At 66.9% G+C, this 26,115-nt stretch carries 23 protein-coding genes; 13 read left to right on the plus strand and 10 right to left on the minus strand.

The annotated features are described in order from the left end of the window. Window positions 1-6 precede the first annotated feature (6 nt). Both ACFWP0_RS19125 and ACFWP0_RS19130 read right to left on the minus strand, forming a co-directional pair. Complete coding sequence (locus tag ACFWP0_RS19125) at window positions 7-1,551, minus strand: indolepyruvate oxidoreductase subunit beta family protein (RefSeq protein ID WP_377844659.1); 1,545 nt, start codon at window positions 1,549-1,551, stop codon at window positions 7-9. 13 nt (window positions 1,552-1,564) lie between these two features. Next, window positions 1,565-3,787: a thiamine pyrophosphate-dependent enzyme gene (locus ACFWP0_RS19130; protein WP_377844661.1), complete on the minus strand. Its 2,223-nt coding sequence runs from the start codon at window positions 3,785-3,787 to the stop codon at window positions 1,565-1,567. Between ACFWP0_RS19130 and ACFWP0_RS19135 the strand changes: the two genes are divergently transcribed. The 7 genes from ACFWP0_RS19135 to ACFWP0_RS19165 all read left to right on the plus strand — a co-directional run bounded on the left by ACFWP0_RS19135 (window position 3,768) and on the right by ACFWP0_RS19165 (window position 10,356). Continuing rightward, window positions 3,768-4,169 (plus strand): hypothetical protein, encoded by a 402-nt coding sequence (locus ACFWP0_RS19135; RefSeq protein ID WP_377844663.1) that lies wholly within the window; start codon window positions 3,768-3,770, stop codon window positions 4,167-4,169. The two genes, ACFWP0_RS19130 and ACFWP0_RS19135, sit on opposite strands and share 20 nt — an antisense overlap. Next, on the plus strand, window positions 4,156-4,653 hold the full coding sequence (locus ACFWP0_RS19140; protein WP_377844664.1) for a MarR family winged helix-turn-helix transcriptional regulator: 498 nt from the start codon (window positions 4,156-4,158) through the stop codon (window positions 4,651-4,653). Before ACFWP0_RS19135 ends, ACFWP0_RS19140 begins: the two co-directional genes overlap by 14 nt. A 183-nt stretch (window positions 4,654-4,836) precedes the next feature. Next, on the plus strand, window positions 4,837-6,408 hold the full coding sequence (locus tag ACFWP0_RS19145; protein ID WP_377844666.1) for an ABC transporter substrate-binding protein: 1,572 nt from the start codon (window positions 4,837-4,839) through the stop codon (window positions 6,406-6,408). 64 nt (window positions 6,409-6,472) lie between these two features. Further along, window positions 6,473-7,462 (plus strand): ABC transporter permease, encoded by a 990-nt coding sequence (locus ACFWP0_RS19150; RefSeq protein ID WP_377844668.1) that lies wholly within the window; start codon window positions 6,473-6,475, stop codon window positions 7,460-7,462. Continuing rightward, the gene (locus ACFWP0_RS19155; RefSeq protein WP_377844670.1) at window positions 7,462-8,376 is read left to right on the plus strand and encodes an ABC transporter permease; all 915 of its coding nucleotides are present in this window, start codon (window positions 7,462-7,464) and stop codon (window positions 8,374-8,376) included. Before ACFWP0_RS19150 ends, ACFWP0_RS19155 begins: the two co-directional genes overlap by 1 nt. A gap of 7 nt (window positions 8,377-8,383) precedes the next feature. Further along, window positions 8,384-9,364 (plus strand): ABC transporter ATP-binding protein, encoded by a 981-nt coding sequence (locus ACFWP0_RS19160; RefSeq protein WP_377844671.1) that lies wholly within the window; start codon window positions 8,384-8,386, stop codon window positions 9,362-9,364. Then, window positions 9,361-10,356, plus strand: coding sequence for an ABC transporter ATP-binding protein (locus ACFWP0_RS19165; RefSeq protein ID WP_377844672.1), 996 nt, complete (start codon window positions 9,361-9,363; stop codon window positions 10,354-10,356). The genes ACFWP0_RS19160 and ACFWP0_RS19165 overlap by 4 nt, the downstream gene beginning before the upstream one ends. Before the next feature lie 286 nt (window positions 10,357-10,642). On the opposite strand, the gene ACFWP0_RS19170 is transcribed toward ACFWP0_RS19165, so the two are convergent. Then, window positions 10,643-11,158, minus strand: coding sequence for a hypothetical protein (locus ACFWP0_RS19170; RefSeq protein ID WP_377844674.1), 516 nt, complete (start codon window positions 11,156-11,158; stop codon window positions 10,643-10,645). A 123-nt stretch (window positions 11,159-11,281) separates the two neighbouring features. Then, the gene (locus tag ACFWP0_RS19175; protein WP_377844676.1) at window positions 11,282-12,064 is read right to left on the minus strand and encodes an AraC family transcriptional regulator; all 783 of its coding nucleotides are present in this window, start codon (window positions 12,062-12,064) and stop codon (window positions 11,282-11,284) included. Between the two features lie 99 nt (window positions 12,065-12,163). Here ACFWP0_RS19175 and ACFWP0_RS19180 point away from each other — a divergent pair, with 99 nt between their 5' ends. The 4 genes from ACFWP0_RS19180 to ACFWP0_RS19195 all read left to right on the plus strand — a co-directional run bounded on the left by ACFWP0_RS19180 (window position 12,164) and on the right by ACFWP0_RS19195 (window position 15,904). Next, complete coding sequence (locus ACFWP0_RS19180) at window positions 12,164-13,087, plus strand: DMT family transporter (protein WP_377844678.1); 924 nt, start codon at window positions 12,164-12,166, stop codon at window positions 13,085-13,087. A gap of 93 nt (window positions 13,088-13,180) precedes the next feature. Further along, window positions 13,181-14,854 carry an energy-dependent translational throttle protein EttA gene (ettA, locus tag ACFWP0_RS19185; protein ID WP_377844679.1) on the plus strand — a complete coding sequence of 558 codons (1,674 nt, stop codon included), beginning with the start codon at window positions 13,181-13,183 and terminating at the stop codon, window positions 14,852-14,854. A 98-nt stretch (window positions 14,855-14,952) separates the two neighbouring features. After that, window positions 14,953-15,486 carry an isochorismatase family protein gene (locus ACFWP0_RS19190; protein WP_377844681.1) on the plus strand — a complete coding sequence of 178 codons (534 nt, stop codon included), beginning with the start codon at window positions 14,953-14,955 and terminating at the stop codon, window positions 15,484-15,486. Window positions 15,487-15,679: 193 nt separating this feature from the next. Then, window positions 15,680-15,904 carry a glycine zipper 2TM domain-containing protein gene (locus tag ACFWP0_RS19195; RefSeq protein WP_100852949.1) on the plus strand — a complete coding sequence of 75 codons (225 nt, stop codon included), beginning with the start codon at window positions 15,680-15,682 and terminating at the stop codon, window positions 15,902-15,904. Between the two features lie 85 nt (window positions 15,905-15,989). On the opposite strand, the gene minE is transcribed toward ACFWP0_RS19195, so the two are convergent. The 4 genes from minE to ACFWP0_RS19215 form a co-directional block, all read right to left on the minus strand. Beyond that, the gene (minE, locus tag ACFWP0_RS19200) at window positions 15,990-16,247 is read right to left on the minus strand and encodes a cell division topological specificity factor MinE (RefSeq protein ID WP_171661813.1); all 258 of its coding nucleotides are present in this window, start codon (window positions 16,245-16,247) and stop codon (window positions 15,990-15,992) included. Window positions 16,248-16,250: 3 nt separating this feature from the next. After that, window positions 16,251-17,066 carry a septum site-determining protein MinD gene (gene minD, locus ACFWP0_RS19205; protein WP_377844684.1) on the minus strand — a complete coding sequence of 272 codons (816 nt, stop codon included), beginning with the start codon at window positions 17,064-17,066 and terminating at the stop codon, window positions 16,251-16,253. Between the two features lie 141 nt (window positions 17,067-17,207). Continuing rightward, entirely contained in the window at window positions 17,208-18,119 is a 912-nt protein-coding gene (minC, locus tag ACFWP0_RS19210; protein ID WP_377844686.1) for a septum site-determining protein MinC, read from the minus strand. Window positions 18,120-18,278: 159 nt separating this feature from the next. Beyond that, on the minus strand, window positions 18,279-20,048 hold the full coding sequence (locus tag ACFWP0_RS19215; protein ID WP_377844688.1) for a glutamine--tRNA ligase/YqeY domain fusion protein: 1,770 nt from the start codon (window positions 20,046-20,048) through the stop codon (window positions 18,279-18,281). A 137-nt stretch (window positions 20,049-20,185) separates the two neighbouring features. On the opposite strand from ACFWP0_RS19215, the gene ACFWP0_RS19220 reads away from it, so the two are divergent. Both ACFWP0_RS19220 and ACFWP0_RS19225 read left to right on the plus strand, forming a co-directional pair. Further along, window positions 20,186-21,529 (plus strand): cytochrome ubiquinol oxidase subunit I, encoded by a 1,344-nt coding sequence (locus ACFWP0_RS19220; RefSeq protein WP_377844690.1) that lies wholly within the window; start codon window positions 20,186-20,188, stop codon window positions 21,527-21,529. Further along, window positions 21,526-22,581 carry a cytochrome d ubiquinol oxidase subunit II gene (locus ACFWP0_RS19225; protein WP_377844692.1) on the plus strand — a complete coding sequence of 352 codons (1,056 nt, stop codon included), beginning with the start codon at window positions 21,526-21,528 and terminating at the stop codon, window positions 22,579-22,581. Before ACFWP0_RS19220 ends, ACFWP0_RS19225 begins: the two co-directional genes overlap by 4 nt. 59 nt (window positions 22,582-22,640) lie before the next feature. Here ACFWP0_RS19225 and recQ read toward each other — a convergent pair whose 3' ends face one another. Further along, a complete protein-coding gene (recQ, locus tag ACFWP0_RS19230; RefSeq protein WP_377844693.1) occupies window positions 22,641-24,470 on the minus strand; it encodes a DNA helicase RecQ in 1,830 nt (609 codons plus the stop codon). A gap of 93 nt (window positions 24,471-24,563) precedes the next feature. Further along, on the minus strand, window positions 24,564-25,901 hold the full coding sequence (locus ACFWP0_RS19235) for a fimbrial protein (protein ID WP_377844695.1): 1,338 nt from the start codon (window positions 25,899-25,901) through the stop codon (window positions 24,564-24,566). Window positions 25,902-26,115: the final 214 nt, after the last annotated feature.

A 26,115-nucleotide genomic window follows, 5' to 3' on the forward strand; every position in this document is an offset into this window, starting at 1 on the left:
GTGGGCTCAAGCGGCCAGTTTTTCCGCCAGCTGGCGTTCCATGGGCCCGCATTTCTCGTTGGCCAGCGCCGTGTCGCGCAGGGCGCGCAGCGACTCGGCGGCGTCGGGCCGGCCTGCCAGCTGGGCCGCCGCGGCGATCAGCTGGCGATACTTGCCGCCGCCGCGCACATGCGTGTCGCTGTAGCCCTTGACCAGGCGGCGGCAGTTGACGGTCTCGACCGCCAGCGCGTAGTCCTGCGGCGCCAGCCTGGCGATCAGGGCCAGCCACTGTTCCAGGCCCTCGGTTTCGATCTGGTGGCGCAGCGTGCGGCGGCGAAAACGCCGCATGCCGGCCAGCATGTACAGCATCAGGAAGCCGCCCAGCGTGCCGCTCTGCATGCGGCGGCCCTTGCCCAGGCGGCGTTCGACAAAGCCGCCGAACGCCTTGGACCCTTCCAGCCAGCGGCCCAGTCCGGAGGGCAGGGCGCCGCAGATTTCCTCCAGCCGCGGATGCATGAATTCCGTCATGTAGACCAGCTGGTCCGGACGCGCGCCGACTTCCTGGCGCACCCGGTCAAAGCGCGTGCCGCGGGTCTTCAGGTCCGCGACGCGGATCACGTCGTCGTAGGCCATGGCCGTGGCCACGTAGCGCGCGGCGGCGCAGGTCAGCGCCCATTGCCGGGCGTCGCCGCCGTGCTGCGCGTCCAGGTCGCGGATGGCCTTCATGCGCCGCAGGTAGTCCTGGGCGTAGGCCAGGTCCTGGAACTCGATCTGGCGGCGCACGCCCGCGGCCAGCATGGGCTGCGCACAGGCGGGGAAGTCGCGCCGGATCTGGTCCAGCAGGGCTTGGGTCCGGGGATTGGCGGCGCGCTCGGGCAGGGCCGGCACCGGCCGCGCCAGGTCGATGGCGGCGGGTTGCGCGGGCGCCTGGTCGGCGGATTCGAAGCCCAGCGCAAAGGCGCGCAGGCTCGCGTCCACGCCGAGGCCGGCGCGGCGCACGGTGGCCTCGTAGTCTTCGCGCGCAAAGGGCAGGGCGCCGCTGCCGGCGACCGCGCCGAACAGGCTGGCGCTGATGACGCTGCCGGCGCGGTCGGCCAGGTCCTGAAGATCAAAGCACAGGAAGCGCCTGGCCGCGGAGCGGCCGGCTTCCAGCACCTTGTTCGGATCGGCGATGCCGTTGCCGGGCGCGGATTTCTCGCTGACCGCATAGCTGCGGTGCGAGGATGCGATCAGCACGGTGCGTTCCGGCGTGACCAGGCCGCGCTGGATGGCGCGGCCGCCTTCCATCAGTTCGGCCGCCACCACCAGGTCCACGTCGCCCGGGGTGGGCATCAGCGCCAGCGCGGGCTGGCGGCCGGCGCGCTTGACGTCGGCCTCGGGCAGCAGTTCCAGGTAGTAGATCGTGGCGCCGGTGCGCTGGGCCACGCCGGGCACGGAGGTGGTCTGCGCCCACCAGCCGGCGTGTTCGGCCATGTCGACGATCCAGTCGGCCAGCACGCCGCCGCCCTGGCCGCCCATGGCGAGGATGGCGATCTTGATCGGGGTGCCTTGCTGCATAGCCGCCGGGTTCATGAGGCAGGTGTCCTTAAAAGGCGTTGTGGGCCAGGCGCGCCGCGCGGCGGCGCTGCAGGAAGCCGATGACCGCCCCGCGCACGCGCGCCAGGAAGCGGTCGCCGCCCGTCGGGTTGTGAACGATGTCGGCGCGGTAGAACGACGGGCACAGCACGGCCGCATGGGCGACTTCGCCGCAGTTGCCGCAGCCCACGCAGCTGCTTTCCACATGGGCCACCGGATCTTCCTTCAGGGGGTCGCCGCTGTCCTTCACTGTCAACGACGGGCAGCCGGACAGGCGGATACAGGCGTGGTCGCCCGTGCAGACGTCCGGGTCCACGCCGAAGCGCTCCTTCACCATGCGGCGGCCTTCCTTGACCGCCTTGTTGAACAGCGGCTTGACGCGCCGCTGCTTGTTCAGCATGCACTCGGACTGCGCGATGATGACCTTGGGGCCCTTGATGTCGGTCGTGAGCGCTTCCTCGATGGTGGCGCGCACGCGGGCGACGTCGTACGTGCGGTCCAGCGTGCGCACCCACTTCACGCCCACGCCGCGCACGGCGTGGTCGATGGGATTGTTGGTGGACCGGTCGGGGTTGTCGGCGCGCGAGGACAGGATGTCCTGCCCGCCCGTGGCCGAGGCGTAGAAGTTGTCGACGATGACGATGACGCCGTCGTACTTGTTGAACACCGCGTTGCCGATGCCGGACGACAGGCCGTTATGCCAGAAGCCGCCGTCGCCCATGATGGAGATGGGCCGCTTGGCCGCCGGCACGTTGAAGGCCGCGGCGCTGGATGCGCCCAGGCCGTAGCCCATGGTCGTGGCGCCCAGGTTGAAGGGCGGCAGGATGGAGAACAGGTGGCAGCCGATGTCGCAGGAGATATGGTGCTGGCCCAGCGTTTCCTGCGCCAGCGTCAGCGCGGAAAAAATGGGCCGCTCCGGACAGCCCGTACAGAAGCCGGCGGGGCGGGGCGGCACCACGGCCGCCAGGCCTTCGACCTGCTTGTGGAAGGTGATGGGCTGCTCGGCGGGGCGGGCGGGCTTGGGCCGCGACACCTCGGTGATTTCAAGCTGGCGGGTTTGCGCCTGCGGGTCCGCCGCGACGGCGGCGTGCGTCTGCAGCGACTCGGGACGGTGGCGCTTCAGGAATTCGCGCAGGCCGTCGCGCATGACCTGGGTGGTGTATTCGCCCGCCATGGGCAGCACGTCCTTGCCCGACAGGTGCGTGGCGACGCCGGCGCGGCGCAGCACGGCGTGCAGGTTCTGTTCGATGTAGTCCGGCTGGCCTTCTTCAAGCAGCAGCACGGCGCGCTTGCCGCGGCAGAAGTCGATGACCTCGTCTTCGATGACGGGGTAGGTGACGTTCATGACATACAGCGGGATGCGGCTGTTGCCGAAGTTGTCCGCCAGGCCCAGCAGTTGCAGCGAGCGGATGACGCCGTTGTACAGGCCGCCCTGCAGGATCAGGCCGATGTCGTCCTGGTCGCCGTCGAAGTGCTCATTGAGCTTGTGTTCCTTGATGTAGCGGATGGCGGCGGGCCAGCGCTCCTTGATTTTTTCCTGTTCGTGCAGGAAGGAGGCGGGCGGCAGCACGATGCGGCTGGTGTCTCGCGCAGGGCTTTCCAGCGCCTGGGCCAGCGAGAAGGCGGGGCGCTGGTTTTCCTTGGCGATGAAGCGGCCATGCACGTGGCAGCCGCGGATGCGCAGCTGCAGCATCACGGGCGTCTTGCTGGCTTCGGAGAGCTCGAAGCCGTCTTCCACCGCCTTGACCATGCTTTCCAGGTTGGGGCGCGGGTCCAGCAGCCAGATCTGGGACTTCATGGCGAACGCGTGCGAGCGTTCCTGCATGATGGACGAGCCTTCGCCGTAGTCTTCGCCCACGATGACCAGCGCGCCGCCCGTGACGCCGCCGGAGGCCAGGTTGGCCAGCGCGTCCGACGCGACGTTGGTGCCGACGGTGGACTTCCAGGTGACCGCGCCGCGGATGGGGTACATGACCGAGGCCGCGAGCGAGGCGGCGGCGGTGGCTTCCGAGGCGCTGGCCTCGAAATGCACGCCCAGTTCCTGCAGGATGTCGTTGGCGTCGGCCAGCACGTCCATCAGGTGCGAGATCGGCGAGCCCTGGTAGCCCGCGACATAGCCCACGCCGGATTGAAGCAGCGCTTTGGTGACGGCAAGAATCCCTTCGCCGCGGAACTCTTCGCCCGCGCCGATGCGCAATTGCTGGACTTCTTTCTTGAAAGACCTTTCAGCCATCTGGATTCCTTTCGCGGACCGGCGCGCCGGTCCTCAAGCATTGCTGCCGCGCAGCATGGTCACGTCGCGAAATTACCGCATGAAAAATACTTTAGGAGTCAACGTTTTAGCTGTCAATAAAAAAGATGAAATTTCATGGAAATCAAAAAATATCACGCTAAAACAAGGGTGTATATACTGGTTGTCCTTTAGGCATGTGTCCTATTTTCGGCGCCGCAATGGTGCAAAAACGGGTTGCGATTCGGGGTATACCCTGTGCTGCGCAACAGCATTGCGGCACATCATGGCGCGTGTTTGCGCCGCCGTGGTGCAATGCCTTTTTCGGCGGAGGTTCGCCCTTGGATACCGGTGCGTGGGAGCAAAGCAACATGCGGTTGGATAAGCAGCGCGGTGGCCGCGCGGGCGTGCGCGGGCCCAGGTTTGTCGACGGCTATCTGGCCTATCTGCTGGCGCAGGCCAGCCAGCGCATCTCGGCGGAATTCCATTTGCAGGTGAAGGCCGCCGGACTGTCGGTGACCGAATGGCGGGTGCTGGCCAGCCTGGAAGGCAGCGCGGGCGAGACCATCGGCAGCCTGGCGGTGCTGGCGATCACCAAGCAGCCCACGCTGAGCAAGGTGGTCCAGCGCATGGAAGCGGAAGGGCTGGTAGCGCGCACCGGCGTGCGCGCGGACCGGCGGCAGACGCGGGTCTGCATCACGGCCAAGGGGACGAACCTGATCGCGGCGCTGTGCGAGCAGGCCCTGCAGCACCAGAAAGCGGTGCTCGCGCCGTTCGGCGAGGAAAAGGCTGCGCTGCTGATCGAGATGCTGGGCGTGCTCATGACGGAGCATGTGCCGCTGGAGCTTCCGTTCGAGGCCGACGAGTAAGTCCGTTGCATGCGTGCACTCGAACATTGTTCGCTTCGATTATTTTGTTACAAGCATATGCGTCCCTGATTATTCCCGCTCTGTGAAAACCAGCTCCGGTACGCATAAACCCTGAATTGACGCGGGTCTGGCGGGTAGGCACACTCGCGCCGATATTCAGACTACTGTCAGGAGTTGACACTTATGCGCCGCACTTTGATTGCTATCGCGATCGCCGCCGCCGTGGCAGTGCCCTCGATCGGGCAAGCCAAGTCCTTCCGCTGGGCCGCCCAGGGCGACATCCTCACCTTTGATCCGCATTCGCAGAACGAAGGCATGACGATCGCCGCCAACAGCTACATCTACGAGCCCCTGGTCGATTACGACAAGACGTTCAAGGTGGTGCCCCGCCTGGCAACCGAGTGGGAGCAGCTGTCGCCGACGCTGTACCGCTTCAAGCTGCGCCCCGGCGTGAAGTTCCATGACGGCGCCGCCTTCACGGCGGACGACGTGGTGTTCTCCATCCACCGCGCCATGGCGCCCACGTCGAACTACAAGGCGTACACCACCGGCATCAAGGAAGCGCGCAAGGTCGACGAGCTGACGGTCGAGATCGAAACCTCGGCGCCCAACCCCGTGCTGCTGCGCCAGCTGACCAACGTGTTCATCATGAACAAGGCCTGGTCGGAGAAGAACAACATCGCTAAACCGCAGGACTTCGTCAACAAGGAAGAAACCTACGGCGCGCGCAACACCAACGGCACCGGCCCCTACAAGCTGAAGAGCCGCGAAGTGGACGTGCGCACCGTCTTTGAAGAAAACAAGGACTGGTGGAACAAGGCCGGCAAGGTCGGCAACGTGACCGAAGTGGTGTTCACGCCGATCAAGCAGAACGCCACGCGGACCGCGGCGCTGCTGTCGGGCGAGATCGACTTCGTGCTGGATCCGGCCGCGCAGGATCTGGAGCGCCTGCGCCAGGCGCAGAAGGTGGTGGAAGGCAACGAATACCGCACCATCTACCTGGGCCTGGACCAGAAGCGTCCCGAGCTGCAGTACTCGAACATCAAGGGCAAGAACCCGTTCCAGGACATCCGCGTGCGCGAGGCGCTGTACCGCGCCATCGACGTGGACGCGATCAAGCGCGCCGTGATGCGCGGCCTGTCCGCGCCCACCGGCACGATGATCGCGCCGCAGGTGCATGGCTGGGCGGAATCCGTGCACAAGCGCGTGCCCTACGATCCCGAGAAGGCACGCGCCCTGCTGAAGGAAGCCGGCTACGACGGCACGCTGAACTTCACGCTGGACTGCCCGAACAACCGCTACATCAACGACGAGGCCATCTGCCAGGCCGTGGTGGGCATGTGGGCCAAGGTGGGCGTGAAGGCGACGATGAACGCCATGCCGCGCTCCACGTACTTCCCGAAGGTGCAGTCGTTCGACACCAGCGCCTACCTGTTCGGCTGGGGCGTGCCCACGTTCGACGCCATGTACACGCTGCAGAACCTGATCCGCACCAAGGGCGAAGGCGCGGACGGCATGTACAACCTGGGCAACTACAGCAACAAGGAACTGGACGTCATCATCGACCGGATCAAGACGGAAACCGATCCGGCCAAGCGCGACGCCGACATCATCACCGTGCTGCAAGGGCACGCCAAGGACTTCGGGCACATTCCGCTGCATGACCAGGTCATCCCCTGGGCGATGCGCAAGAACGTCACGGTCATCCACCGTGCCGACAATCGCCTCGTTGCCGATTGGGTCAAGGTTGACTGATCCAGGCTAACCACCAGACGGCGCGGGGCCTATCCGGCCCCCGCCGTTTTGCTTTTTTCCGCCTATGTTCGCTTTCATACTGCGTCGCCTGTTGCAGGCCGTAGCGGTGATGCTCACCGTCGCGCTACTGGCCTTTGTGCTGTTTCAATACGTCGGCGACCCTGTCACCATCATGCTGGGGCAGGACGCCACCGACGCCGAGCGCATCGAGCTGCGCGAGCGCCTGGGGCTGAACGAGCCCGCCGTCGTTCAATTCGGCCATTTCGTGGCCAATGCCGTGCAGGGCAACTTCGGCATTTCCCTGCGCCAGAGCGAACCCGTCTCCACCCTGCTGAAGTCGCGCCTGCCGGCCACGCTGGAGCTGTCCCTGGTGGCGGCTTTGCTGGCGCTGGCCGTGGGGGTGCCGCTGGGCGTGTACACGGCGCTCAAGCGCAACAGCCTGGTCTCGCAGATGCTGCTGGCCGGGTCCCTGCTCGGGGTGTCGCTGCCCACGTTCCTCATCGGCATCCTGCTGATCCTGGTGTTCTCCGTGCAGCTGGGATGGTTGCCCAGCTACGGGCGGGGCGACACGGTCAGCGTGGGCTGGTGGTCGTCGGGCCTCTTCACCGCCACGGGCTGGAAGCACCTGATCCTGCCGTCCATCACCCTGTCGCTGTTCCAGATGACGCTGGTGCTGCGGCTGGTGCGTTCGGAAATGCTGGAAGTCCTGCGTTCCGACTACATCAAGTTCGCGCGCGCCCGGGGCCTGAAGCGCCGCGCCATCCACTTCGGGCATGCCCTGAAGAACACGATGGTGCCGGTCATCACGATCACCGGCCTGCAGCTGGGCGGCATCATCGCCTTCGCCATCGTCACGGAAACCGTGTTCCAGTGGCCGGGCATGGGCCTGCTGTTCATCCAGGCGGTTCAATTCGCCGACGTGCCGGTCATGGCCGCGTACCTGTGCCTGATCGCGCTGGTGTTCGTGGTGATCAACCTGATCGTCGATCTTCTGTATTTCGTCGTGGACCCGCGCCTGCGTTCCGGGCTGACCCGCGGCGTGGGGGCTCACTGATGCGCGCCGTACTCAAACGCTGGTGGGACAGCGACATCGCCTGGGCCTGGCGCCGGGCTCCCGTGGCCATCGTGGCGACCCTGCTGCTGGCGGCTCTCCTGATCGGCTCCTTCGGTGCCGGCTGGGTGGCGCCGCACAATCCGTTCGACCTGACCAAGGTAGAGCTGCTGGACGCGCTGCTGCCGCCCGCCTGGGAGGCCAACGGCCTGCCGACGTATCTGCTGGGCACGGACAGCCAGGGCCGCGACCTGTATTCGGCCATCCTGTACGGGACGCGCGTGTCGCTGCTGATCGGGTTGGCCTCGGTGCTGCTGTCGATGCTGATCGGCATCGTGCTGGGCCTGATCTCGGGCTATGCCGGCGGGCGCATCGACGCCTTCATCATGCGCATCGCGGATGTGCAGTTGTCGTTTCCCGCCATCCTGATCGCGCTGCTGATCGACGGCGTGGCGCGCGCGGCGGTGCCGCGCGAGATGCATGAGCTGATCGCCTTTCCCGTCCTGATCGGCGCCATCGCGCTTGCCGGCTGGCCGCAGTACGCCCGCACCGTGCGCGGCTCCACCCTGGTGGAGAAGAACCGCGAATACGTGCAGGCGGCGCGGGTGATCGGCGTGGCATCGCCGGTGATCATGTTCCGCCATGTGCTGCCCAATGTGCTGGGGCCCGTGCTGGTGCTGGCCACGGTGCATCTGGCGACCGCCATCATCACCGAGGCGACGCTGTCGTTCCTGGGGGTGGGGGTGCCGCCGACGGCGCCGTCGCTGGGCACGCTGATCCGCATCGGCAACGATTTCCTGTTTTCCGGAGAGTGGTGGATCACCATTTTCCCGGGCGCGGCGCTGGTGCTGCTGGTGCTGTCGGTCAACCTGCTGGGCGACTGGCTGCGCGATGCGCTCAACCCGCGGCTGAACTGAGGCAACCATGAGCGCACTTCTGGAAGTCCGCAATCTGCGCGTGGAGTTTCCCACGCGCCGCGGCACGCTACGCGCCCTGGACGATGTGTCCTTTTCCATCCAGGCAGGCGAAGTCCTGGGCGTGGTGGGCGAATCCGGCGCCGGCAAATCGCTGACCGGCGCATCCATCATCGGCCTGCTGGAACCTCCCGGCCGCATCGCCGGCGGCGAGATCCTTCTGGCGGGCCGCCGCATCGACAATCTTCCCGACGAGCAGATGCGCCGCGTGCGCGGCCGCGAGATCGGGGCGGTGTTCCAGGATCCGCTGACGTCGCTGAACCCGCTGTACACGGTGGGCCGGCAACTGGCGGAAACCATCGTGACCCACCTGGACATGACCTGGACGCAGGCGCGCAACCGCGCGGTGGAGTTGCTGGCGTCGACCGGCATTCCCGCGGCGCGCGAACGCATCGACCACTATCCGCATCAGTTTTCAGGCGGCATGCGCCAGCGCGTGGTGATTGCGCTGGCGCTGGCCGCGGAACCGAAGCTGGTGGTGGCCGATGAGCCGACCACGGCGCTGGATGTTTCCATCCAGGCGCAGATCATCGAGCTGCTCAAGCGCCTGTGCCGCGAGCAGGGCACGGCGGTCATGCTGATCACGCACGACATGGGCGTGATCGCGGAGACCGCGGACCGGGTGGCGGTGATGTATGCGGGCCGCGTCGCGGAGATCGGCCCGGTGGCGGACGTGATCCACAAGCCGCGCCACCCGTATACGGCGGGGCTGATGGGGTCGATTCCCTCGCTGGAAGGCCACCGGGAGCGGCTGGTGCAGATCGACGGCAGTATGCCGCGCCTGAACGCCATTCCGCCGGGCTGCGCGTTCAATCCGCGTTGCGGCCAGCGTTTGCCGCGCTGCGCGCAGGAGCGCCCCGAGCTGATGCCGGCGGGCACGTCCCGCGCGGCCTGTTGGTTGCATGACGATAAACACAAGGTGGCCGCATGAGCACCCCGTTGGTGGAAGTAAAGGACGCGGCGCGCTGGTTCGATGTGTCGCCGCCTTGGCTGGAGCGCAAGCTGGCCGGCAAGCCCAAGGTGATGCTGCGGGCGGTGGACGGCGTGTCGTTCGAGATCGCGCGCGGCGAGACGCTGGCGCTGGTGGGCGAATCGGGCTGTGGAAAGTCCACGGTGGCGCGGATGCTGGTGGGGCTGTATGACCTGACGCGCGGGGATATCCGCTTTGATGGCCAGCCGCTGTCGCGGATGTCGGAGCCGGGCGGGCGCGCCCTGCGCAAGCGCTTGCAGATGATTTTCCAGGATCCGTACGCCAGCCTGAATCCGCGCTGGCGGGTGGGGCGCATCATCGCGGAGCCGATGCTGACGCATACGCGGATGACGCCGGACGAGCGCGTGGCGCGGGTCAGTGAACTGCTCAAGCAGGTGGGCCTGGATCCGGCGGACCAGGGGCGCTATCCGCATCAGTTTTCCGGCGGCCAGCGCCAGCGCATTTCGATTGCGCGGGCGTTGGCGGTGAATCCGGAGTTCCTGGTGTGCGATGAGCCGACCTCGGCGCTGGACGTGTCGGTGCAGGCGCAGGTGCTGAACCTGATGAAGGACCTGCAGAGGAAACTGGGGCTGACGTATCTGTTCATCTCCCACAACCTGGCGGTGGTGCATCACGTGGCCGACCGGGTGGGGGTGATGTACCTGGGACGCATGGTGGAGGTGGCGCCGCGCGACGAGCTGTTTGCGCGGCCGCGGCATCCGTATACGCGGATGCTGCTGGAGGCGATTCCGGATATCAATGGGGCGGGCAAGCCGCGCACCGCGGTGGCGGGGGAAGTGCCGAATCCCTTGAATCCGCCTTCAGGGTGCACGTTTCATCCGCGGTGTCCGCATGCCAATGAGCGGTGCCGGGCGCAGGCTCCCGCGGCGATGCTGGCGGGGGTTTCGGTTGTGGCTTGCCATGCGGTGGAGGAGGGGCGGATCGGGGTTTGATCCGGGGGCAGCGGGTTCTTTTGGACGTTGCTGGTTCTTCTTGGCGTTGCCGGTTCTTTTGGCGTCCGGCGTGGCGATCGCTGGGGCGGGCGGATTGCTTGGCGTTCTGGCCGCGGGTGGTGGGCGGGGGAAGGTCTTGCGGGGTCGCCAAAGCGGCCGCGCGGGCGGCCTTGTTTGGCGTTTGGCTGGTGGGGCGTCGGGGCGTTGTGCGCTTCGCGCTCTGGGTCGTGCGGTTTGCGCGTTGCGGCCAATTCATCATCGGGCGCGAGCCGGATGATGCTTCATTTCAATGACGGTGATCGTGCACGTCGTCGTACGGCGTGTCGTCGTCCTCGTCCTCGCCGTCTTCCTCTTCTTCCTCGTCCTGGTCCGGATCCGCTTGCGGCTCTTCGGTCAGTGCGAAGGGCAGCACGTCTTCCAGGTTGTCGGACCAGGCGGATTCCTCGCCGTCGTGGTCGAGCTTGATGAAGCGTTCGCCGTCGTTCAGCGAGATCTGGATGGCCCAGAGGTAGAGGCAGTCGTAGGTGTCGTCATCGGACTGGGGCAGGCCGCCGCGGTTGCCGAGGATGCGGGCGCCGGGGCCGCCCAGCTGGACGTGGGTCTGCTCCTCGTCGGTCTTGGCGTTTTCGTCGATGGGCACGCCGTAGGTCACCCATTCGGTGCCTTCGTCGCCCAGCACCACTTCGGCCAGCACGGGTTTGCCCAGGTAGGCGCTGAGGGCGTCTGCGGTCTTGGCCAGCATGTCCAGCTCGGGTGGGCTGAAATGGGTCAAGGAAGCAGGGGGAGTAGCGGAGGCGGACATGAAGGGGGTTCCTGGGCGCGATGAAGCCGCGACGGCACGGCAGATACGTAAAGTCAGACGCTATTGTCTCGCGATCCGCGCCGCGGTGCATCGGACGCTTGGATGACGATTCGCGGCGGGCGTTCAGGGCGGCGCGGGAAGGCCGCGCTTGCGGGCGCTGTCCGGGGATTCGCCGGTCAGGCGCTGGAACATGGCGATGAAGGCGGACGGGGTGCTGTAGCCCAGGTCGCGGGCGACGGCCTGCACCGGGCGGCCTTCGTCCAGCATGCCCAGCGCGCAGACCACCCGCAGCCGTTGGCGCCATTCGTTGAACGACATGCCCAGGTGCTGCTGGCAATGGCGCAGCAGGGTGCGCTCGGTGATGCCGGCGGTCGCGGCCCAGTGGGCGGCGCCGCGCTTGTCGCCGGGATGGCGCTGCAGCGCGGCCAGGACGGGGGCCAGCACGGGTTCGGTGGTGGAGGGCAGGTAGCTGGCGTAGGCGCGCGCCTGGCGCGCCTGGTCGATGACGATCTGCGCCATGCGCCGGTCTTCGGGCGTAGTCGGATAGCTGATGCCGCGCCGTTCGAAGTCGGCCAGGATCGCCCGCATGACGGGGCTGATCTCCAGCGTGCAGGGTTCGTCGGGCAAGCCGGCGCAGGCCGCGGCGGGGATGTCGATGCAGGCGTAGTGCACTTCGCCCGCATTCTGGCAGCAATGCTCTACGTGCGGTGGTATCCAGATGGCGTATTGGGGCGGCGACAGGTAGGTGACGCCGCGGATGCCGATTTCCATGATGCCGGAGATGGCGAAGTTCAGCTCGGCCCAGGGCGAAGCGTGGCGCTTCATGCGGGAGTTGGGCGTGAAGTGCAGGATGCGGCAGGCCAGGGGGTAGGGCAGGTGCTCGGCCAGGACGGGAAGGGCATCCATGTCGGAAGTTCGTATGGGTTTGTCTGTTTTTCATTATATACATAATGTCGGACACCCCCTACACTGGCCGGCCATTCCTGTTCTGCATCGCTGCTTCCCATGACGCGTCCCGACGCCCCGCACCTTCCCCTACGCTACCTGTTGTTCCCGCTGCTGGCGGCCCTGATCTGGTCGGTCAACATGATCGTGACCAAGATGGCGGCCGGCGTGATTGCGCCGGCCGCCATCGGCTTTTACCGCTGGGCGCTGGCGGGCGCGGTGTTGACGCCCTTTGCGCTGCCGGGCGTGTGGGCGCAGCGCCGCGCGGTGCTGGCCCATCTGCCGAAGTTCGCGGTGCTGGGCGGGCTGGGCATGGCGCTCTACCAGGGCCTGGCCTATGTGGCGGCGTCCACCACCACCGCCACCAACATGGGCTTCATTACGGCGATGATTCCGCTTTTGACCGTCGCCGTGGTGGCGGTGGTGCTGCGCGAGCGTCCGTCGCTCATGGCGATGGTGGGCGGCCTGGTGTCGCTTGCCGGACTGGCGCTCCTGATCGGCGAGGGCGATCCGGCGCGGCTGCTGTCCGTGGGCGCCAATCATGGCGACGTGCTGATGGGGCTGGGCGCGCTGGCCTATGCGCTGTACGGCGTGCTGCTGCGCCGCTGGGCCTTGCCGGTGGGGCCGTGGCAATCGCTGTACGTGCAGGTCGCGTTCGGGGTGCTGTTCCAGCTGCCGGCCTTCCTGCTGGCGCCGCCGTCTCCGCTGAATGCCGAGAACGTGCCGCTGGTGCTCTATGCGGCGGTCTTTCCGTCGCTGTTCGCGCCTTTCCTGTGGATGCAGGGCGTGCGGCACCTGGGGCCCAACCGCGCCAGCATCTTCCTGAACGTGATGCCGGTGTTCACGGTGGCGATCGCGGCGGTGTTCCTGGGCGAAAAGCCGCATCTCTTTCACATCGCGGGCGGCGCGCTGGCGCTGGCCGGCGTGATGCTGGCGCAGATGCGCACGCCGCGTCTCGGCGGGCGCGCCGGCAGGGCCGCCTGACCGCGGAATGGGGCCGGAGCCCGCCTGACGCACGCCGGTCAGGGTTCCGGCCTACAATCAACGGTTTCTCAGCTATATCTCACATACGAGCCCATGGCCCAATACGTCTACACCATGAACCGCGTCGGCAAGATCGTGCCGCCCAAGCGGCAGATCCTGCGCGATATCTCGCTTTCGTTTTTTCCTGGCGCCAAGATCGGCGTGCTGGGCCTGAACGGCTCGGGCAAGTCGACGCTGCTGAAGATCATGGCGGGCGTCGACCGCGAGATCGAAGGCGAAGCCATCCCGATGCCGGGCCTGAACATCGGCTACCTGCCGCAGGAACCGCAGCTCAATCCCGAGCACACGGTCCGCCAGTCGGTCGAGGAAGGCCTGGGCGCGGTGGTCACCGCCAAGAAGCGCCTGGACGAGGTCTACGCCGCCTACGCCGAGCCGGACGCCGATTTCGATGCGCTGGCCGCCGAACAGGCTGACCTGGAAGCCATCATCGCCGCGGCCGCCTCCAGCGGCTCGGACGACATCGAACACCAGATGGAAATCGCGGCCGACGCACTGCGCCTGCCGCCCTGGGACGCCATCGTCGGCAAGCTGTCCGGCGGTGAAAAGCGCCGCGTGGCCCTGTGCCGCCTGCTGCTGTCCAAGCCCGACATGCTGCTGCTGGACGAACCCACCAACCACTTGGACGCCGAAAGCGTGGAGTGGCTTGAGCAGTTCCTGCACAAGTTCCCCGGCACCGTCGTGGGCGTGACCCACGATCGCTACTTCCTGGACAACGCGGCCGAGTGGATCCTGGAACTGGACCGCGGCTACGGCATTCCCTGGAAGGGCAACTACAGCTCGTGGCTGGAACAGAAGGAAGACCGCCTCAAGCAGGAAGAGTCCTCGGAATCCGCCCGCCAGAAGACCATCAAGAAGGAACTGGAGTGGGTGCGCCAGAACCCGAAGGGACGCCAGGCCAAGGCCAAGGCGCGCCTGGCCCGCTTCGAGGAACTGTCGTCGTATGAATACCAGAAGCGCAACGAAACCCAGGAAATCTTCATTCCGGTGGGCGAGCGCCTGGGCAACGAGGTCATCGAGTTCAACAACGTCAGCAAGGCCTACGGCGATCGCCTGCTGATCGACAACCTCAGCTTCAAGGTGCCGCCGGGCGCCATCGTCGGCATCATCGGCGCCAACGGCGCCGGCAAGTCGACGCTGTTCCGCATGATCGCGGGCCGCGAGCAGCCGGATTCGGGCGAAGTGAATATCGGCCAGACCGTCAAGCTCGCCTATGTCGACCAGTCGCGCGACGCGCTGGAAGACAAGAAGACGGTGTTCGATGCGGTGGCCGACGGCGCCGACATCCTGACGGTGGGCAAGTTCGAAATGTCGTCGCGCGCCTATCTGGGCCGCTTCAACTTCAAGGGCGGCGACCAGAACAAGGTCGTGGGCCAGCTCTCCGGCGGCGAACGCGGCCGCCTGCACATGGCCAAGACGCTGATCGCCGGCGGCAACGTGCTGCTGCTTGACGAACCGTCCAACGACCTCGACGTGGAAACCCTGCGCGCCCTCGAAGACGGGCTGCTGGAGTTCCCCGGCAGCGTCATGGTGATCAGCCATGACCGCTGGTTCCTGGACCGCATCGCCACGCACATCCTGGCCTTCGAAGGCGATTCGCAAGTGGTGTTCTTTGATGGCAACTACCAAGAGTACGAAGCCGACAAGAAGCGCCGCCTGGGCGAAGAGGGCGCCAAGCCCAAGCGCCTGCGCTACAAGGCCCTGAAGTAAGCCTGCCGGCAGGCTAGGCAGTCCGAAAAATCCCGGCCCGCGCGCCGGGATTTTTCATGGGCGGGTTATCCTGGGAGCTTGCTCCGGGAGTTCACACCATGCTGCTGTCCGCCTCCGATTCCACCCTGCTGATCGTCGACATGCAGGGCCGCCTGATGCCCGTCATCCACGATGGCGACGCGGTGCTCAATGCCGCGCACAAGCTCGCGCAGGCCGCGCGCCTCCTGGACGTGCCGGTGGCCGCCACCGAGCATCACAGCAAGATGCTGGGCGTCACCGTCGATCCGCTGCGCGGGCTGGTGCAAAGCACGTTCCAGAAGATGCACTTCTCGGCGGCGCGCGAAGCGGGCTTCGACGGCTGGCTGCCGGCCGCGCGCCGGACGATACTGGTGGCGGGCTGCGAAGCGCATATTTGCGTATTGCAGACCGTGATCGGCCTGGCCAGCCTGGGCTACAAGGCCGTGCTGGTGTCGGATGCGGCGGGGTCGCGCAAGCCCGCCGATCATCATGCGGCGCTGCGCCGCGCGCGCGCGCATGGCGCGGAGATCGTCACTTCCGAGATGGCGATTTTCGAGTGGATGGAGACCTGCGAGCATCCGCGCTTTCGCGAGGTGTTACGTCTGGTCAAATAGCCGGCGCCGCTGCAACATTGTCCACTGCGGGGCGTAATTATTCTCTCGCCCTTTGACACAATTCATGGGCAAACCTCACAGCGCGGCCCCGGATATTTTGCGATCCTGAAGGCTCTAAACCCGCAAATGGGAACCGCGCGCTCGCATGAGATTCATTGGCGCGGCTCCTGGGTACAAGAATAGGAGCTACATCATGAAAATCGCATCGCTTTCCAAAATCTGTGTCGCACTGGCCATGACCGCCGCCATGGCCGGCTGCTCATCCTGGGATGGCATGAGCCATCGCCAAAAGAGCACCGTGGGCGGGGCCGCATTGGGCGGCGTGGCAGGCGCCGTGATCACCAACGGCGGCGTGCTTGGCACAGTGGGCGGCGCGGCGATCGGCGGCGTGATCGGCGATCAGGTCGGCAAGCGTTAAGCTTGCGTCCCAATGCTGAAACGCCCGGCGATGCCGGGCGTTTTTTTATGCGCGGCGCGCGCCCGAAGGCGGCGCGCGGGGCGCATCAGGTCTCGTTTTGCGGCATCTCGATCTTCACTTCCAGCACCTCGAGCGTGTCCTGGCGTTCCAGGTGCACCTTGATGTCTTCGGGGTTGATCTTCACGTACTTGGAGATGACCGCGATAAGTTCCTGCTGCAACTGCGGCAGGTAATCGGGCGAGTCGCCGCGGCCCCGCTCGTGGGCCAGGATGATCTGCAACCGCTCTTTGGCGACGGAAGCGGAAGATTTCTTTTGACCGAGCAGAAACGACAGGAAGGACATTGCTTACTTGCCTCCGAACAGGCGTTTCAGGAAACCGGGCTTTTCGTAATCGGTAAAGCGCAGGGCCTTGTCTTCGCCCAGGTAGCGGCTGACGACGTCCTTGTAGGCTTCGGAGACATCGGTCTCTTTCAGGTGGATGGCGGGCAGGCCCTGGTTCGAGGCCTGCAGCACCGCTTCCGATTCGGGGATGACGCCGATCAGCTTGATGCGCAGGATGTCTTCGATGTCGCCCAGCGACAGCATTTCGCCGTCGGACACGCGCTTCGGGTTGTAGCGCGTCAGCAGCAGGAATTCCTTGACCGGCTCGCCGCCGTCGACCGCGCGCTTGGACTTGGCCGCCAGGATGCCCAGGATGCGGTCGGAATCGCGCACCGACGAGACTTCGGGGTTGGTCACGACCAGCGCGTCGTCGGCGAAGTAGGCGGCCATCAGCGCGCCCGTCTCGATGCCGGCGGGGGAGTCGCAGACGATGTACTCGAAGCCCATTTCCTTCAGGTCATTGATGACCTTTTCCACGCCTTCCTGCGTCAGCGCGTCTTTGTCGCGCGTTTGCGAGGCGGGCAGGATGAACAGGTTTTCAAGCTGCTTGTCCTTGATCAGCGCCTGGTTGAGGGTGGCTTCGCCCTGGATCACATTGACGAAGTCGTACACCACGCGACGCTCGCAGCCCATGATGAGGTCGAGATTGCGCAGGCCGACGTCGAAGTCGATGACAGCGGTTTTGTGGCCCCGCATCGCGAGGCCCGCGGAAAAACTGGCGCTCGTCGTGGTTTTACCCACGCCGCCTTTGCCGGAAGTCACCACAACAATGCGTGTCATGACGATCAAACCCTTATGTTCGAATAAATCGCGTTATCGTAAAGCAAAAAGCCCATGTAAGGCTTCTTACAGGATGTGTTGAGATTTGTGCGCGGCTCGCGCCGCGCGGCCGTCACGGGCCGGCGCATCAGGGCTGGGGCGTCACGCCTTCAGCGCCTCGATGCGCAAGGTGTCGCCGTCCAGGCGCACCAGCGCGGGCTGGTTCTGCAGCGTGCGGTCGAGCTTGTCCTCGACCACCCGGTATACGCCCGCCACGGCCAGCAGTTCCGCATCCAGATGTGTCGTGAAGATACGGGCCGAGGCGTCCCCGCGCGCGCCGGCCATCGCCTTGCCGCGCAGCGGGCCATAGACGTGCACGTTGCCGTCGGCGATGACTTCCGCGCCCTGGCTCACCATGCCGATCACGACCAGGTCCGTGTGGCGCGCGTAGACGCGCTGGCCCGAACGCAGCGGCTTGGTGATGACCAGCGCCGAAGACGAGTGCGGCGCGGCGGCCGTGGGGCTGGCGGCGGAGGTGGTGCTGCTGGCGGCGCGAGACGGCATCGGCTCGGCAGCGGCCTTCCCAGCTTCCGACGCATCGGCGCCCGACGCATCGGCGCCCGGCGCATCGGTGGTCGGGTTGTCGGTGTTCGACGTATCCGTGGGCGCTGGCGCGATCTCGACGGCCGCGGCCGGCATCGACGGCACGGGCGTGGCGACGTCGTTCGGCGGCGCGGTGTCCACCACGGGGGCAGGCCGGGCGGCGGGCGTGGACAGTTCCACCGGCGTCAGGCCGGCCTCGCGCGCGGCTTGCAGGTTGGCGCCTTCGGCCACCACCCCGATGGGGGGCAGGTTATGGCCGCGCAGCGCCGCCACCAGGGCGGTCCAATCGATCTTTTCCTCGACGCGGCTGGCGTCGATGACGACGGGCTCGTTCTCGAAGAAGCTGCCGGCATCGGCCATGCGCTTGGCCAGCGCGGCGTTCAGGCGTTCGGGATCGGCGCTATGCAGAACCACCCGGATGGCATACAGGGTGGCGCTCTTGAAGTCCAGGGCTAGGGATTCAGTGTTCATCTTGATTGTGGCTGGCGGTCCGGGCGCCTGGAAACGGCGCGCTCAACCGGCTGCGGGATGTCGGGGATGATAACCCGCCCAGGGCGGCCTGAGCCGCAACGGCGGCGAAAGAAAAAGGCGCCCGAAGGCGCCTTTTTCCCGTATTACGCACGCGAACGGTCAACCTTGGGCCCAGGAATCGCGCAGGGTCACGATGCGGTTGAGCACCGGGGCGTCTTGCGTCGAGTCCTTCAGGTCGGCCGTGAAGTAGCCCAGGCGCTCGAACTGCCAGGTGGCGCCGGGGGTGGCGACGGTGCCCGGTTCCAGCCAGGCCGTGACGGTCTGCTTGGAGTTCGGGTTCAGGCAGGCCAGGAAGTCCTTGTCGCCGCCATCGGGGCGCGCGTCGGCGAAGAGGCGGTCGTACAGGTGGATCTGGGCGGGCACCGCGTGGGCGGCGCTGACCCAGGTGATGTTGCCCTTGACCTTGACGCTGTCGGAGCCCGGCGTGCCGCTCTTGGTGTCGGGCAGGTACTCGGCCTGGACCTCGACGACCTCGCCCGCCTCGTTCTTGGTGAAGCCGGTGCAGCGCACGACGTAGCCGTATTTCAGGCGCACGGTATTGCCGGGGAACAGGCGGAAGTACTTCTTGGGCGCTTCCTCGCGGAAGTCGTCGCGCTCGATCCACAGTTCGCGCGAAAGCGGGAACTCGCGCACGCCGGCTTCCGGATCGTGCGGGTTGCGCGGCGCGGTGCAGGGCTCGGTCTGGCCTTCGGGATAGTTGGTGATGACCAGCTTGATCGGGTCCAGCACGGCGACCGAGCGGGGGGCGATCGGGTCCAGGTCGTCGCGCACGGCCTGCTCCAGCAGGCTGTAGTCGATGCGCGAATCGGACTTGGACACGGCCGTGCGCTCGCAGAACAGGCGGATCGAGGCCGGCGTGTAGCCGCGGCGGCGCAGGCCGAAGATGGTCGGCATGCGCGGATCGTCCCAGCCGTCCACATGGCCTTCGCGCACCAGCTGCAGCAGCTTGCGCTTGCTGGTGACGACGTAGCTCACGTTCAGGCGGGCGAACTCATATTGGTGCGGCAGCGGCGCGGCCAGCTTGCCCAGCTCGGCCAGGCGCGTCAGGATCCAGTCGTAGAACGGCCGCTGGTCTTCGAATTCCAGGGTGCAGACGCTGTGCGTGATGCCTTCGAGCGCGTCTTCCACCGGATGCGCCCAGCTGTACATCGGGTAGATGCACCATTGGTTGCCCGTGCGGTGGTGGGTGGCGTGGCGCACGCGGTACATGACCGGGTCGCGCAGGTTGATGTTGGGCGAAGCCATGTTGATCTTCGCGCGCAGCACCAGGCTGCCGTCGGGATGCTTGCCGTCGCGCATTTCGCGCAGCAGCGCGATCGACTCCGCGGCCGGGCGGTTGCGCCAGGGCGAATCGGTGCCGGGTTCGGTCAGCGTGCCGCGGTTGGCGCGGATCTCTTCGGGGCTTTGCTCGTCCACGTAGGCGTGGCCGGCTTCCACCAGCGCTTCGGCGAACTCGTACATATAGCCGAAGTAATCGCTGGCGAAGTACAGGTTTTCCTGGCCGTTGTCGGCCTTCCAGTCAAAGCCCAGCCAGTGGACGGCCTCGATGATGGCGTCGACGTATTCCTGGTCTTCTTTTTCGGGATTGGTGTCGTCAAAGCGCAGGTGGCAGACGCCGCCGAAGTCGCGCGCCAGCCCGAAGTTCACGCAGATGCTCTTGGCGTGGCCGATGTGCAGGTAGCCGTTGGGCTCCGGCGGAAAGCGCGTGCGGATGCGGGCCGGGTCCGCGTCTCCCTGCTGCTGCAAGGCCGCCGGGCCAGGCTTGCCCGCCCAGCGTTTGCCCTGGAAGCGGTTCGCTTCGAGGTCGTCTTGGACGATATTGAGCAGGAAATTTGATGCGGCGGGGGTCGGCGTCGTGGCGGAGGTCATTCTTGAAAGAATAGGAAAAAGCAGCGACAAAGCGCCAATTTTGCCACGTTCCGCATGCAAGCTCTTTTCAGGCCGTCCGCAACTGGATTCAAAGTGACCCCCATAGCCTTGTAACTGGCTCTACACTACGGGCCATTATGGATATATCCACCTTATCGCTGGCCCGGGCGCAGTTCGTGGCCAGCCTGAGCTTCCTGGCGCTTTTTCTCGCCGTCTCCCTGGCGCTTGCCTGGGTGCTGCTGTTCTTCAAGATCCGGGCCCGCTGGTCGGGCCATGGCGGCTGGACGGCGGCCTACCGCTTCTGGGTGCGCATTTTCGCGCTGGCCTTCGTGCTGACCCTTGCCGCGAGCGTCCCCGTGCTGATCCAGATCGGCAGCCTGTGGGCGGGACTGATGGACAAGATCGGCAATGTGGCGGGCCCCTTGCTGGGCTACGGCATTCTCTCGGTCTTCATCCTGAAATCCTGTTTCCTGGGCGTCATGCTGTTCGGCCAGCGCCGCGTGTCCGACGGCGCGCATACGCTGGCGGTGCTGATGGTGGCGGCGGGGCAGCTGGTCGCGGTGTTCTGGGTCCTGGCCCTGCAGTCCTGGATGCAGACGCCGGACGGCGCGGTGCTGGTCGACGGCCGCTACCAGGTCTATGACTGGGTGGCGGTGGTGCTGAACCCGTCGGTGGGCTGGCGCATGGCCGTGGTGATCGTCGGTTCCGCCCTGGCCGCCTCGTTCCTGATGATGGGCGTGACCGCGTTGCAGGCCCTGCGGCGCCCGCTGGGCGACGGCGAGCGCAGCGCCTTCAAGACCGCGCTGGTCGTCGCCGTGGTGGCGGCCTTCCTCCAATTGCCGGTCGCCACCGGCGCCGGGCAGATGGTGGCCAAGCTGCAGCCCGCCAAGGCGGCCGCGGCGGCCGGCTTCTGGGAAAGCGGGGCCGAGCCGCAGTTCGTGCTGTTCGGCTGGCCGGACGCGCGCGCCCACACCAACGTGGGCGACCTGACCCTGCGCAATACCGGGGGCATGTGGCTGCACCGCAATCCCGACGGCACCTACCAGGGGCTGGACAAGTATTCGGGCATGCTCCCGCCGGTGGCGCTGACCTTCTGGTCGCTGCGCGTGGCGGCGGGGCTGGGCCTGCTGATGCTGGCGGTGGCGTGCGTGACCTTCCTGTGGACGTTCCGGCGCGGCATGGATCCGTCGGGCTTGCCGCATTGGTGGCAGCGGGTCCTGTGCGGCATGATGTTCTCAGGCGGCATCGCCGTCGTGGCCGGATGGTGGATGTCCGTCATCGGCCTGCAGCCCTTCGTCGTGAACGGCACCATCACGCAATCCGAGGTCCTGGGCTCTGTCGCTTCCAGCACGGTGCTCTACGGCCTGATCGGCTACGGCCTGCTGTACGCGCTGCTGCTGGCCGCGTTTGCAGGCATGCTGTTCCATGCCGCGCGCTATGGCGTCGTGCCTGTGCGCAAACTGGGCGGAGGTACGCCATGATCGCCATGCTGGCCGCCTCGCAGGGGCTGAGCCCCGACGATCCTTCCTTCTGGATGCCGCTGGCCTTCATGGGACTGCTGTTCGTGGTGATCGCCGCGGGCATGGTCCTGGACGGCTTCGACCTCGGCGTGGGCATCCTGCTGCAGCTGGCCCCCGAACACGAGCGTGGCCGCATGATGGGCCTGCTGAGCCCGTGGCGGGACGCCAACGAATTCTGGCTGCTGCTGGGCATGGGCCTGTTCGCGTCGGCGTTTCCGTTCGCTTGGGGGGCGGTGCTGGGCAAGCTCTACGGGCCCCTGACCTTCATGGTGCTGGGCGTGGTGCTGCGCAGCGTCTCGTTTGAATTCCGCATCCGCGCGCGCACGGAAATGAAGCCGCGCTGGATCTTCGCGTTCTGGGCGGGCTCGATCATCACGGCGTTCGGCCAGGGCATGCTGCTGGGCCGCATCGCGACCGGATACCAGTCCGACGCCGGCTACGGCTGGTTCGCCATGTTCGTGGGCCTGTGCGCGGTGGCGGCCTATGTGCTGCTGGGCGCGTCGTGGCTGGTCATGCGCGTGGACGGCGACCTGCAGCGCCGCGCTGCCAACTGGGCCCGCCACGCCATCCGCTGGACGGCCGTGGGCATGGTGGCGATCGCCGTCACGCTGGGCCTGGCGAATGCCGGCATCTTCTACAAGTGGAGCAACATCGCCCACCTGAGCCTGGCGGCTTCGGTCTGGGTGCTAATGCTGGCGGGATTCGTCGCTGCCGAGATGCTGCTGGCGCGGCTGCCCGGCCGGGCGGACCGCTTCAGCTGGCTGCCCTTCGTGCTGACCGTGTCCCTGTTCCTGCTGATGCTGAGCGGCCTGGCCTACAGCCTCTTCCCCTACCTGATCCTGGACGACATGACCTTGTGGGACGGCGCGGGCGCGCTGGGCTCGATGCGCCTGGTCATGGCGGGCGCGGTCGTGGGGATTCCGGTGGTGCTGGTGTTCAACATCCTGGCGTACCGGTCGGTGTTCGGCAAGGAACGCCCGCCGGTGCCGCTGTTGCCGCCGCCGTCGTATTGATGGATGCGGCGATGGCCGATGGCGCTTGCCATCGGCCCGCCGGCCAGGCGCGCGCCTGGCTACAGGACCGGCTTGGCCACCCGCTGCAGGATCTCTTCGCCGTAGGCTTCCAGCTTGCGGGCGCCCACGCCGCTGATGTGGCTCAGGGCGTCCATGGATTCGGGCTGGGCCAGGGCGATCTCGCGCAGCGTGGCGTCGTGGAAGATGACGTAGGCCGGCACGCCATGGCTCTTGGCGACTTCGCCGCGCCAGGCGCGCAGCGCCTCGAAGACGGGCTGCAATTCGGGCGGCAGGTCGATGGCGGCGGCCTTGGGGCGGCCGCTGCTGGTCTTGCCCGACCGCGTTTTCTTTTCGGATTCGCGCCGCAGCATGAGCTGGCGTTCGCCCTTGAGCACGGCGCGGCTGCCTTCGGTCAGGGCCAGCGTGCCGAAGCCTTCGTTGTCCACCGTCAGCAGGCCCTGCGCCAGCAGCTGGCGCAGCACGCCGCGCCAGGCGGTGTCGCTCAGGTCTTCGCCCACCCCGAACACGCTCAGCGTTTCATGGCCGTGCTGCCTGGTGCGGTCGGTGACCTTGCCGCGCAGGATGTCGATGATGTGGCCCGCGCCGTAGCGCTGGCCGCGTTCCTTCCACAGCCGGTAGACGGCCGACAGCACCTTTTGCGCGGCAACGGTGCCGTCCCAGGCTTGCGGGGGCTCCAGGCAGACGTCGCAATTGCCGCAGGCGGTGATCTGCTGCCCGAAGTAGGCCAGGAGGCGCACGCGCCGGCATTCCACCGTTTCGCACAGCCCCAGCATGGCGTCCAGCTGCTGTCCCAGGCGCCGGCGATAGGATTCGTCGCCGGGCGATTCGTCGATCATGCGGCGCTGCTGCACCACGTCTTGCAGGCCATAGGCCAGCCAGGCGGTGGCGGGCAGGCCGTCGCGGCCGGCCCGGCCGGTTTCCTGGTAGTAGCCTTCCACGGACTTGGGCAGGTCGATGTGCGCCACGAAGCGCACGTCGGGCTTGTCGATGCCCATGCCGAAGGCGATGGTGGCCACCATGACCACGCCGTCCTCGCGCAGGAAGCGCGACTGGTTGGCCGCGCGCACCTGCGCGCTGAGCCCCGCGTGATAGGGCATGGCGTCGATGCCCTGGTTGCACAGGAACTCGGCGGTTTCTTCCACGCGTGCGCGCGACAGGCCGTACACCACGCCGGACTCGCCCTCGTGCTCGGTGCGGATCATGTCCAGCAACTGCTTGCGCACCTCGTTCTTTTCGATGATGCGGTAGCGGATGTTGGGGCGGTCGAAGCTGGAGACGAAATGGCGCGCGTCGTCCAGCGACAGGCGCTGGGCGATTTCGGTGCGGGTGTCGGCGGTGGCGGTGGCCGTGAGCGCGATGCGCGGCACGTCCGGCCAGCGCTCGTGCAGCATGGACAGGCCCAGGTATTCAGGCCGGAAGTCATGTCCCCACTGCGACACGCAGTGGGCTTCGTCGATGGCGAACAGCGCAATGCGGCCGCGTTCCAGCAATTGCAGGCAGCGGTCGGTCAGCAGGCGTTCGGGCGCCACGTAAAGCAGGTCCAGCTCGCCGGCCAGGAAGGCCTGCTCCACGTCGCGGGCCACCCGCCACTCCTGCGTGGAATTCAGGAAGGCCGCGCGCACGCCGAGTTCGGTCAGGGCGTCCACCTGGTCCTGCATCAGCGCGATCAGCGGCGACACGACTATGCCGGTGCCTTCGCGGACCAGCGAGGGGATCTGGTAACAGAGCGACTTGCCGCCGCCCGTGGGCATGAGGACCAGCGCGTCGCCGCCGTCGATCACTTGTTCGACAATGGCTTGCTGGTCGCCGCGGAAGGATTCGTAACCGAAAACGCGCTGCAACACGCCGAGGGCGCGCGCGTCAGACATGGGGGTAGGCCGGAAGCATCATGGCGGGGATTTTAAGCCCCAATTCCGGCTGGCCTCTTCCGGAGGGATATTTCCGTCCGTGTCGCGGTCCGCCTACCAGCTCAGCCAGGTGCCGCGCATGAAGGTATCGACGGGCATGCTCAGGTTGGCGCGCCACTCGTAATTGCCCGACACGATGTCGCGGTCGGCGCCCACGGCGAACTTGACCTTGGGGGCGACGAACATGCTGTGCGACAGGCCCACGCGCTGCTCGGCGAGGACGGAGCCTTCGCGCAGGCCGGAATACGTGCCGCTGAGCGTGCCCCAGCCCGACAGGGGAACGCCCGCCGACAGGGTGTTGCGGGTCTGCGGGACCGAGGCCACGCCGCCGGAGTAGGTCGACAGGTCGCCATATCCCGCCCCGATCTGCTCGTTGGTGTAGCCCAGGTTCACCAGGTCGGCGACGTCCACGTTGTAGCCGAAGCGGTAGCGGTAGCCGCTGGCCGCGTCGAACGTGCTTTGCGTGGCGCCGGCCTGGAACGTGCCGAACTCGCCGGCGGTGTAGGTGGTGCCCATGCCGCGCGTGGTGAGCGAGGGCGCGCTCTGCACCTGGCCTTCCAGGGTCAGGACGGGCGTGACCCCGTAGCGCACGCTGCCGCTGCCCACGGAGGCGCCATAGTCCACGGCGCCGGAGCTGGCGCCGGGGTCCATGAGGTTGAGCTTGCCCAGCGACGACGAGTATCCGAAGCTGCCTTCGGGCAGCGTGGCGCTGGTGCCGGCCCAGTTCGATATCTGCAGGCCGCCCACCGGCGCGCCGCTGCCCCAGGCGGGCGCGTTGGCGCTGACGTTGCCGACCGTGACGGCGGGGCCCGCGGTGTTCCGGTAGACCCAATTGCGGTTGCCGCCATAGCGCAGGCCGTCTTGGCCGCTGACGGACGCGAACCAGGGGCGGCTGGGGCGGGACACGCCGGAAATGACCACGACCGGCACGCGGGGGAGGTCCCCGTCTTCCAGCGCGAAGGAATAGTCCGGCGCGCTCTCTTCGGGGGCGGCGGCGGCCGCGGCCGCGTCGCAGCCCAGCGGGGCGGGCTGGGCGTCGCCGGAGAGGGCCGCGCCGGTGCCGGGGATGAATTCGTCGTCGCCGCTGTCGTCCGAGCCCTGCACGCTGGTGTCCATGGCGGGTTCGGCGGTTTGCAGGTCGCAGGGGGTCGGATCCAGCGGCATGGCGCGCGCGTCCAGCGACGGCGCGGGGCGCACGGGAATCGGTTGAACCGGGGACAGGACACCGATGCCGCGCGCCACGCGCGTCGCCGCGCCGGGCGGGGGCCGCGGGGAAACATAGGGGGACGCATCAGACGTGTCGCCGAACGCCGGGGCCAGCGGGCAGGCCATGCCTGCCGTCAGCGCCGCGTGCAACAGCCGTCTGCGCCAGATGATTGCAGGGGCGATCATAGGGACAGTGTAGAGAGGGCCTGTCGCCGCAGCTGTAAACGAATTTTAGTAAACCGCACGAGCGGCAGCAGGCGAGCCGATATTCTAGGGCCACTCCGCGTCCGAAATGTGTTCGCGCCCAAAAGCGCGGGAAACGGCGGCCAACATCGCGTAACGGGTATATTTCAGTTGATTTCTTGGCTCTTGCGGGCGGAGGCGGCGGGCCGCACTATGA

This window comes from Achromobacter sp. NPDC058515, assembly GCF_042721735.1.
In the GTDB taxonomy this organism is placed as follows: domain Bacteria; phylum Pseudomonadota; class Gammaproteobacteria; order Burkholderiales; family Burkholderiaceae_B; genus Achromobacter.

Bases quoted from the DNA above. Each gene is read 5' to 3' on its own strand.
- ACFWP0_RS19125 (WP_377844659.1), bottom strand. From the start codon at position 1,551: ATGAACCCGGCGGCTATGCAGCAAGGCACCCCGATCAAGATCGCCATC.
- ACFWP0_RS19130 (WP_377844661.1), bottom strand. From the start codon at position 3,787: ATGGCTGAAAGGTCTTTCAAGAAAGAAGTCCAGCAATTGCGCATCGGC.
- ACFWP0_RS19140 (WP_377844664.1), top strand. From the start codon at position 4,156: ATGCGGTTGGATAAGCAGCGCGGTGGCCGCGCGGGCGTGCGCGGGCCC.
- ACFWP0_RS19145 (WP_377844666.1), top strand. From the start codon at position 4,837: ATGCGCCGCACTTTGATTGCTATCGCGATCGCCGCCGCCGTGGCAGTG.
- ACFWP0_RS19150 (WP_377844668.1), top strand. From the start codon at position 6,473: ATGTTCGCTTTCATACTGCGTCGCCTGTTGCAGGCCGTAGCGGTGATG.
- ACFWP0_RS19155 (WP_377844670.1), top strand. From the start codon at position 7,462: ATGCGCGCCGTACTCAAACGCTGGTGGGACAGCGACATCGCCTGGGCC.
- ACFWP0_RS19160 (WP_377844671.1), top strand. From the start codon at position 8,384: ATGAGCGCACTTCTGGAAGTCCGCAATCTGCGCGTGGAGTTTCCCACG.
- ACFWP0_RS19165 (WP_377844672.1), top strand. From the start codon at position 9,361: ATGAGCACCCCGTTGGTGGAAGTAAAGGACGCGGCGCGCTGGTTCGAT.
- ACFWP0_RS19170 (WP_377844674.1), bottom strand. From the start codon at position 11,158: ATGTCCGCCTCCGCTACTCCCCCTGCTTCCTTGACCCATTTCAGCCCA.
- ACFWP0_RS19175 (WP_377844676.1), bottom strand. From the start codon at position 12,064: ATGGATGCCCTTCCCGTCCTGGCCGAGCACCTGCCCTACCCCCTGGCC.
- ACFWP0_RS19180 (WP_377844678.1), top strand. From the start codon at position 12,164: ATGACGCGTCCCGACGCCCCGCACCTTCCCCTACGCTACCTGTTGTTC.
- ettA (WP_377844679.1), top strand. From the start codon at position 13,181: ATGGCCCAATACGTCTACACCATGAACCGCGTCGGCAAGATCGTGCCG.
- ACFWP0_RS19190 (WP_377844681.1), top strand. From the start codon at position 14,953: ATGCTGCTGTCCGCCTCCGATTCCACCCTGCTGATCGTCGACATGCAG.
- ACFWP0_RS19195 (WP_100852949.1), top strand. From the start codon at position 15,680: ATGAAAATCGCATCGCTTTCCAAAATCTGTGTCGCACTGGCCATGACC.
- minE (WP_171661813.1), bottom strand. From the start codon at position 16,247: ATGTCCTTCCTGTCGTTTCTGCTCGGTCAAAAGAAATCTTCCGCTTCC.
- minD (WP_377844684.1), bottom strand. From the start codon at position 17,066: ATGACACGCATTGTTGTGGTGACTTCCGGCAAAGGCGGCGTGGGTAAA.
- minC (WP_377844686.1), bottom strand. From the start codon at position 18,119: ATGAACACTGAATCCCTAGCCCTGGACTTCAAGAGCGCCACCCTGTAT.
- ACFWP0_RS19215 (WP_377844688.1), bottom strand. From the start codon at position 20,048: ATGACCTCCGCCACGACGCCGACCCCCGCCGCATCAAATTTCCTGCTC.
- ACFWP0_RS19220 (WP_377844690.1), top strand. From the start codon at position 20,186: ATGGATATATCCACCTTATCGCTGGCCCGGGCGCAGTTCGTGGCCAGC.
- ACFWP0_RS19225 (WP_377844692.1), top strand. From the start codon at position 21,526: ATGATCGCCATGCTGGCCGCCTCGCAGGGGCTGAGCCCCGACGATCCT.
- recQ (WP_377844693.1), bottom strand. From the start codon at position 24,470: ATGTCTGACGCGCGCGCCCTCGGCGTGTTGCAGCGCGTTTTCGGTTAC.
- ACFWP0_RS19235 (WP_377844695.1), bottom strand. From the start codon at position 25,901: ATGATCGCCCCTGCAATCATCTGGCGCAGACGGCTGTTGCACGCGGCG.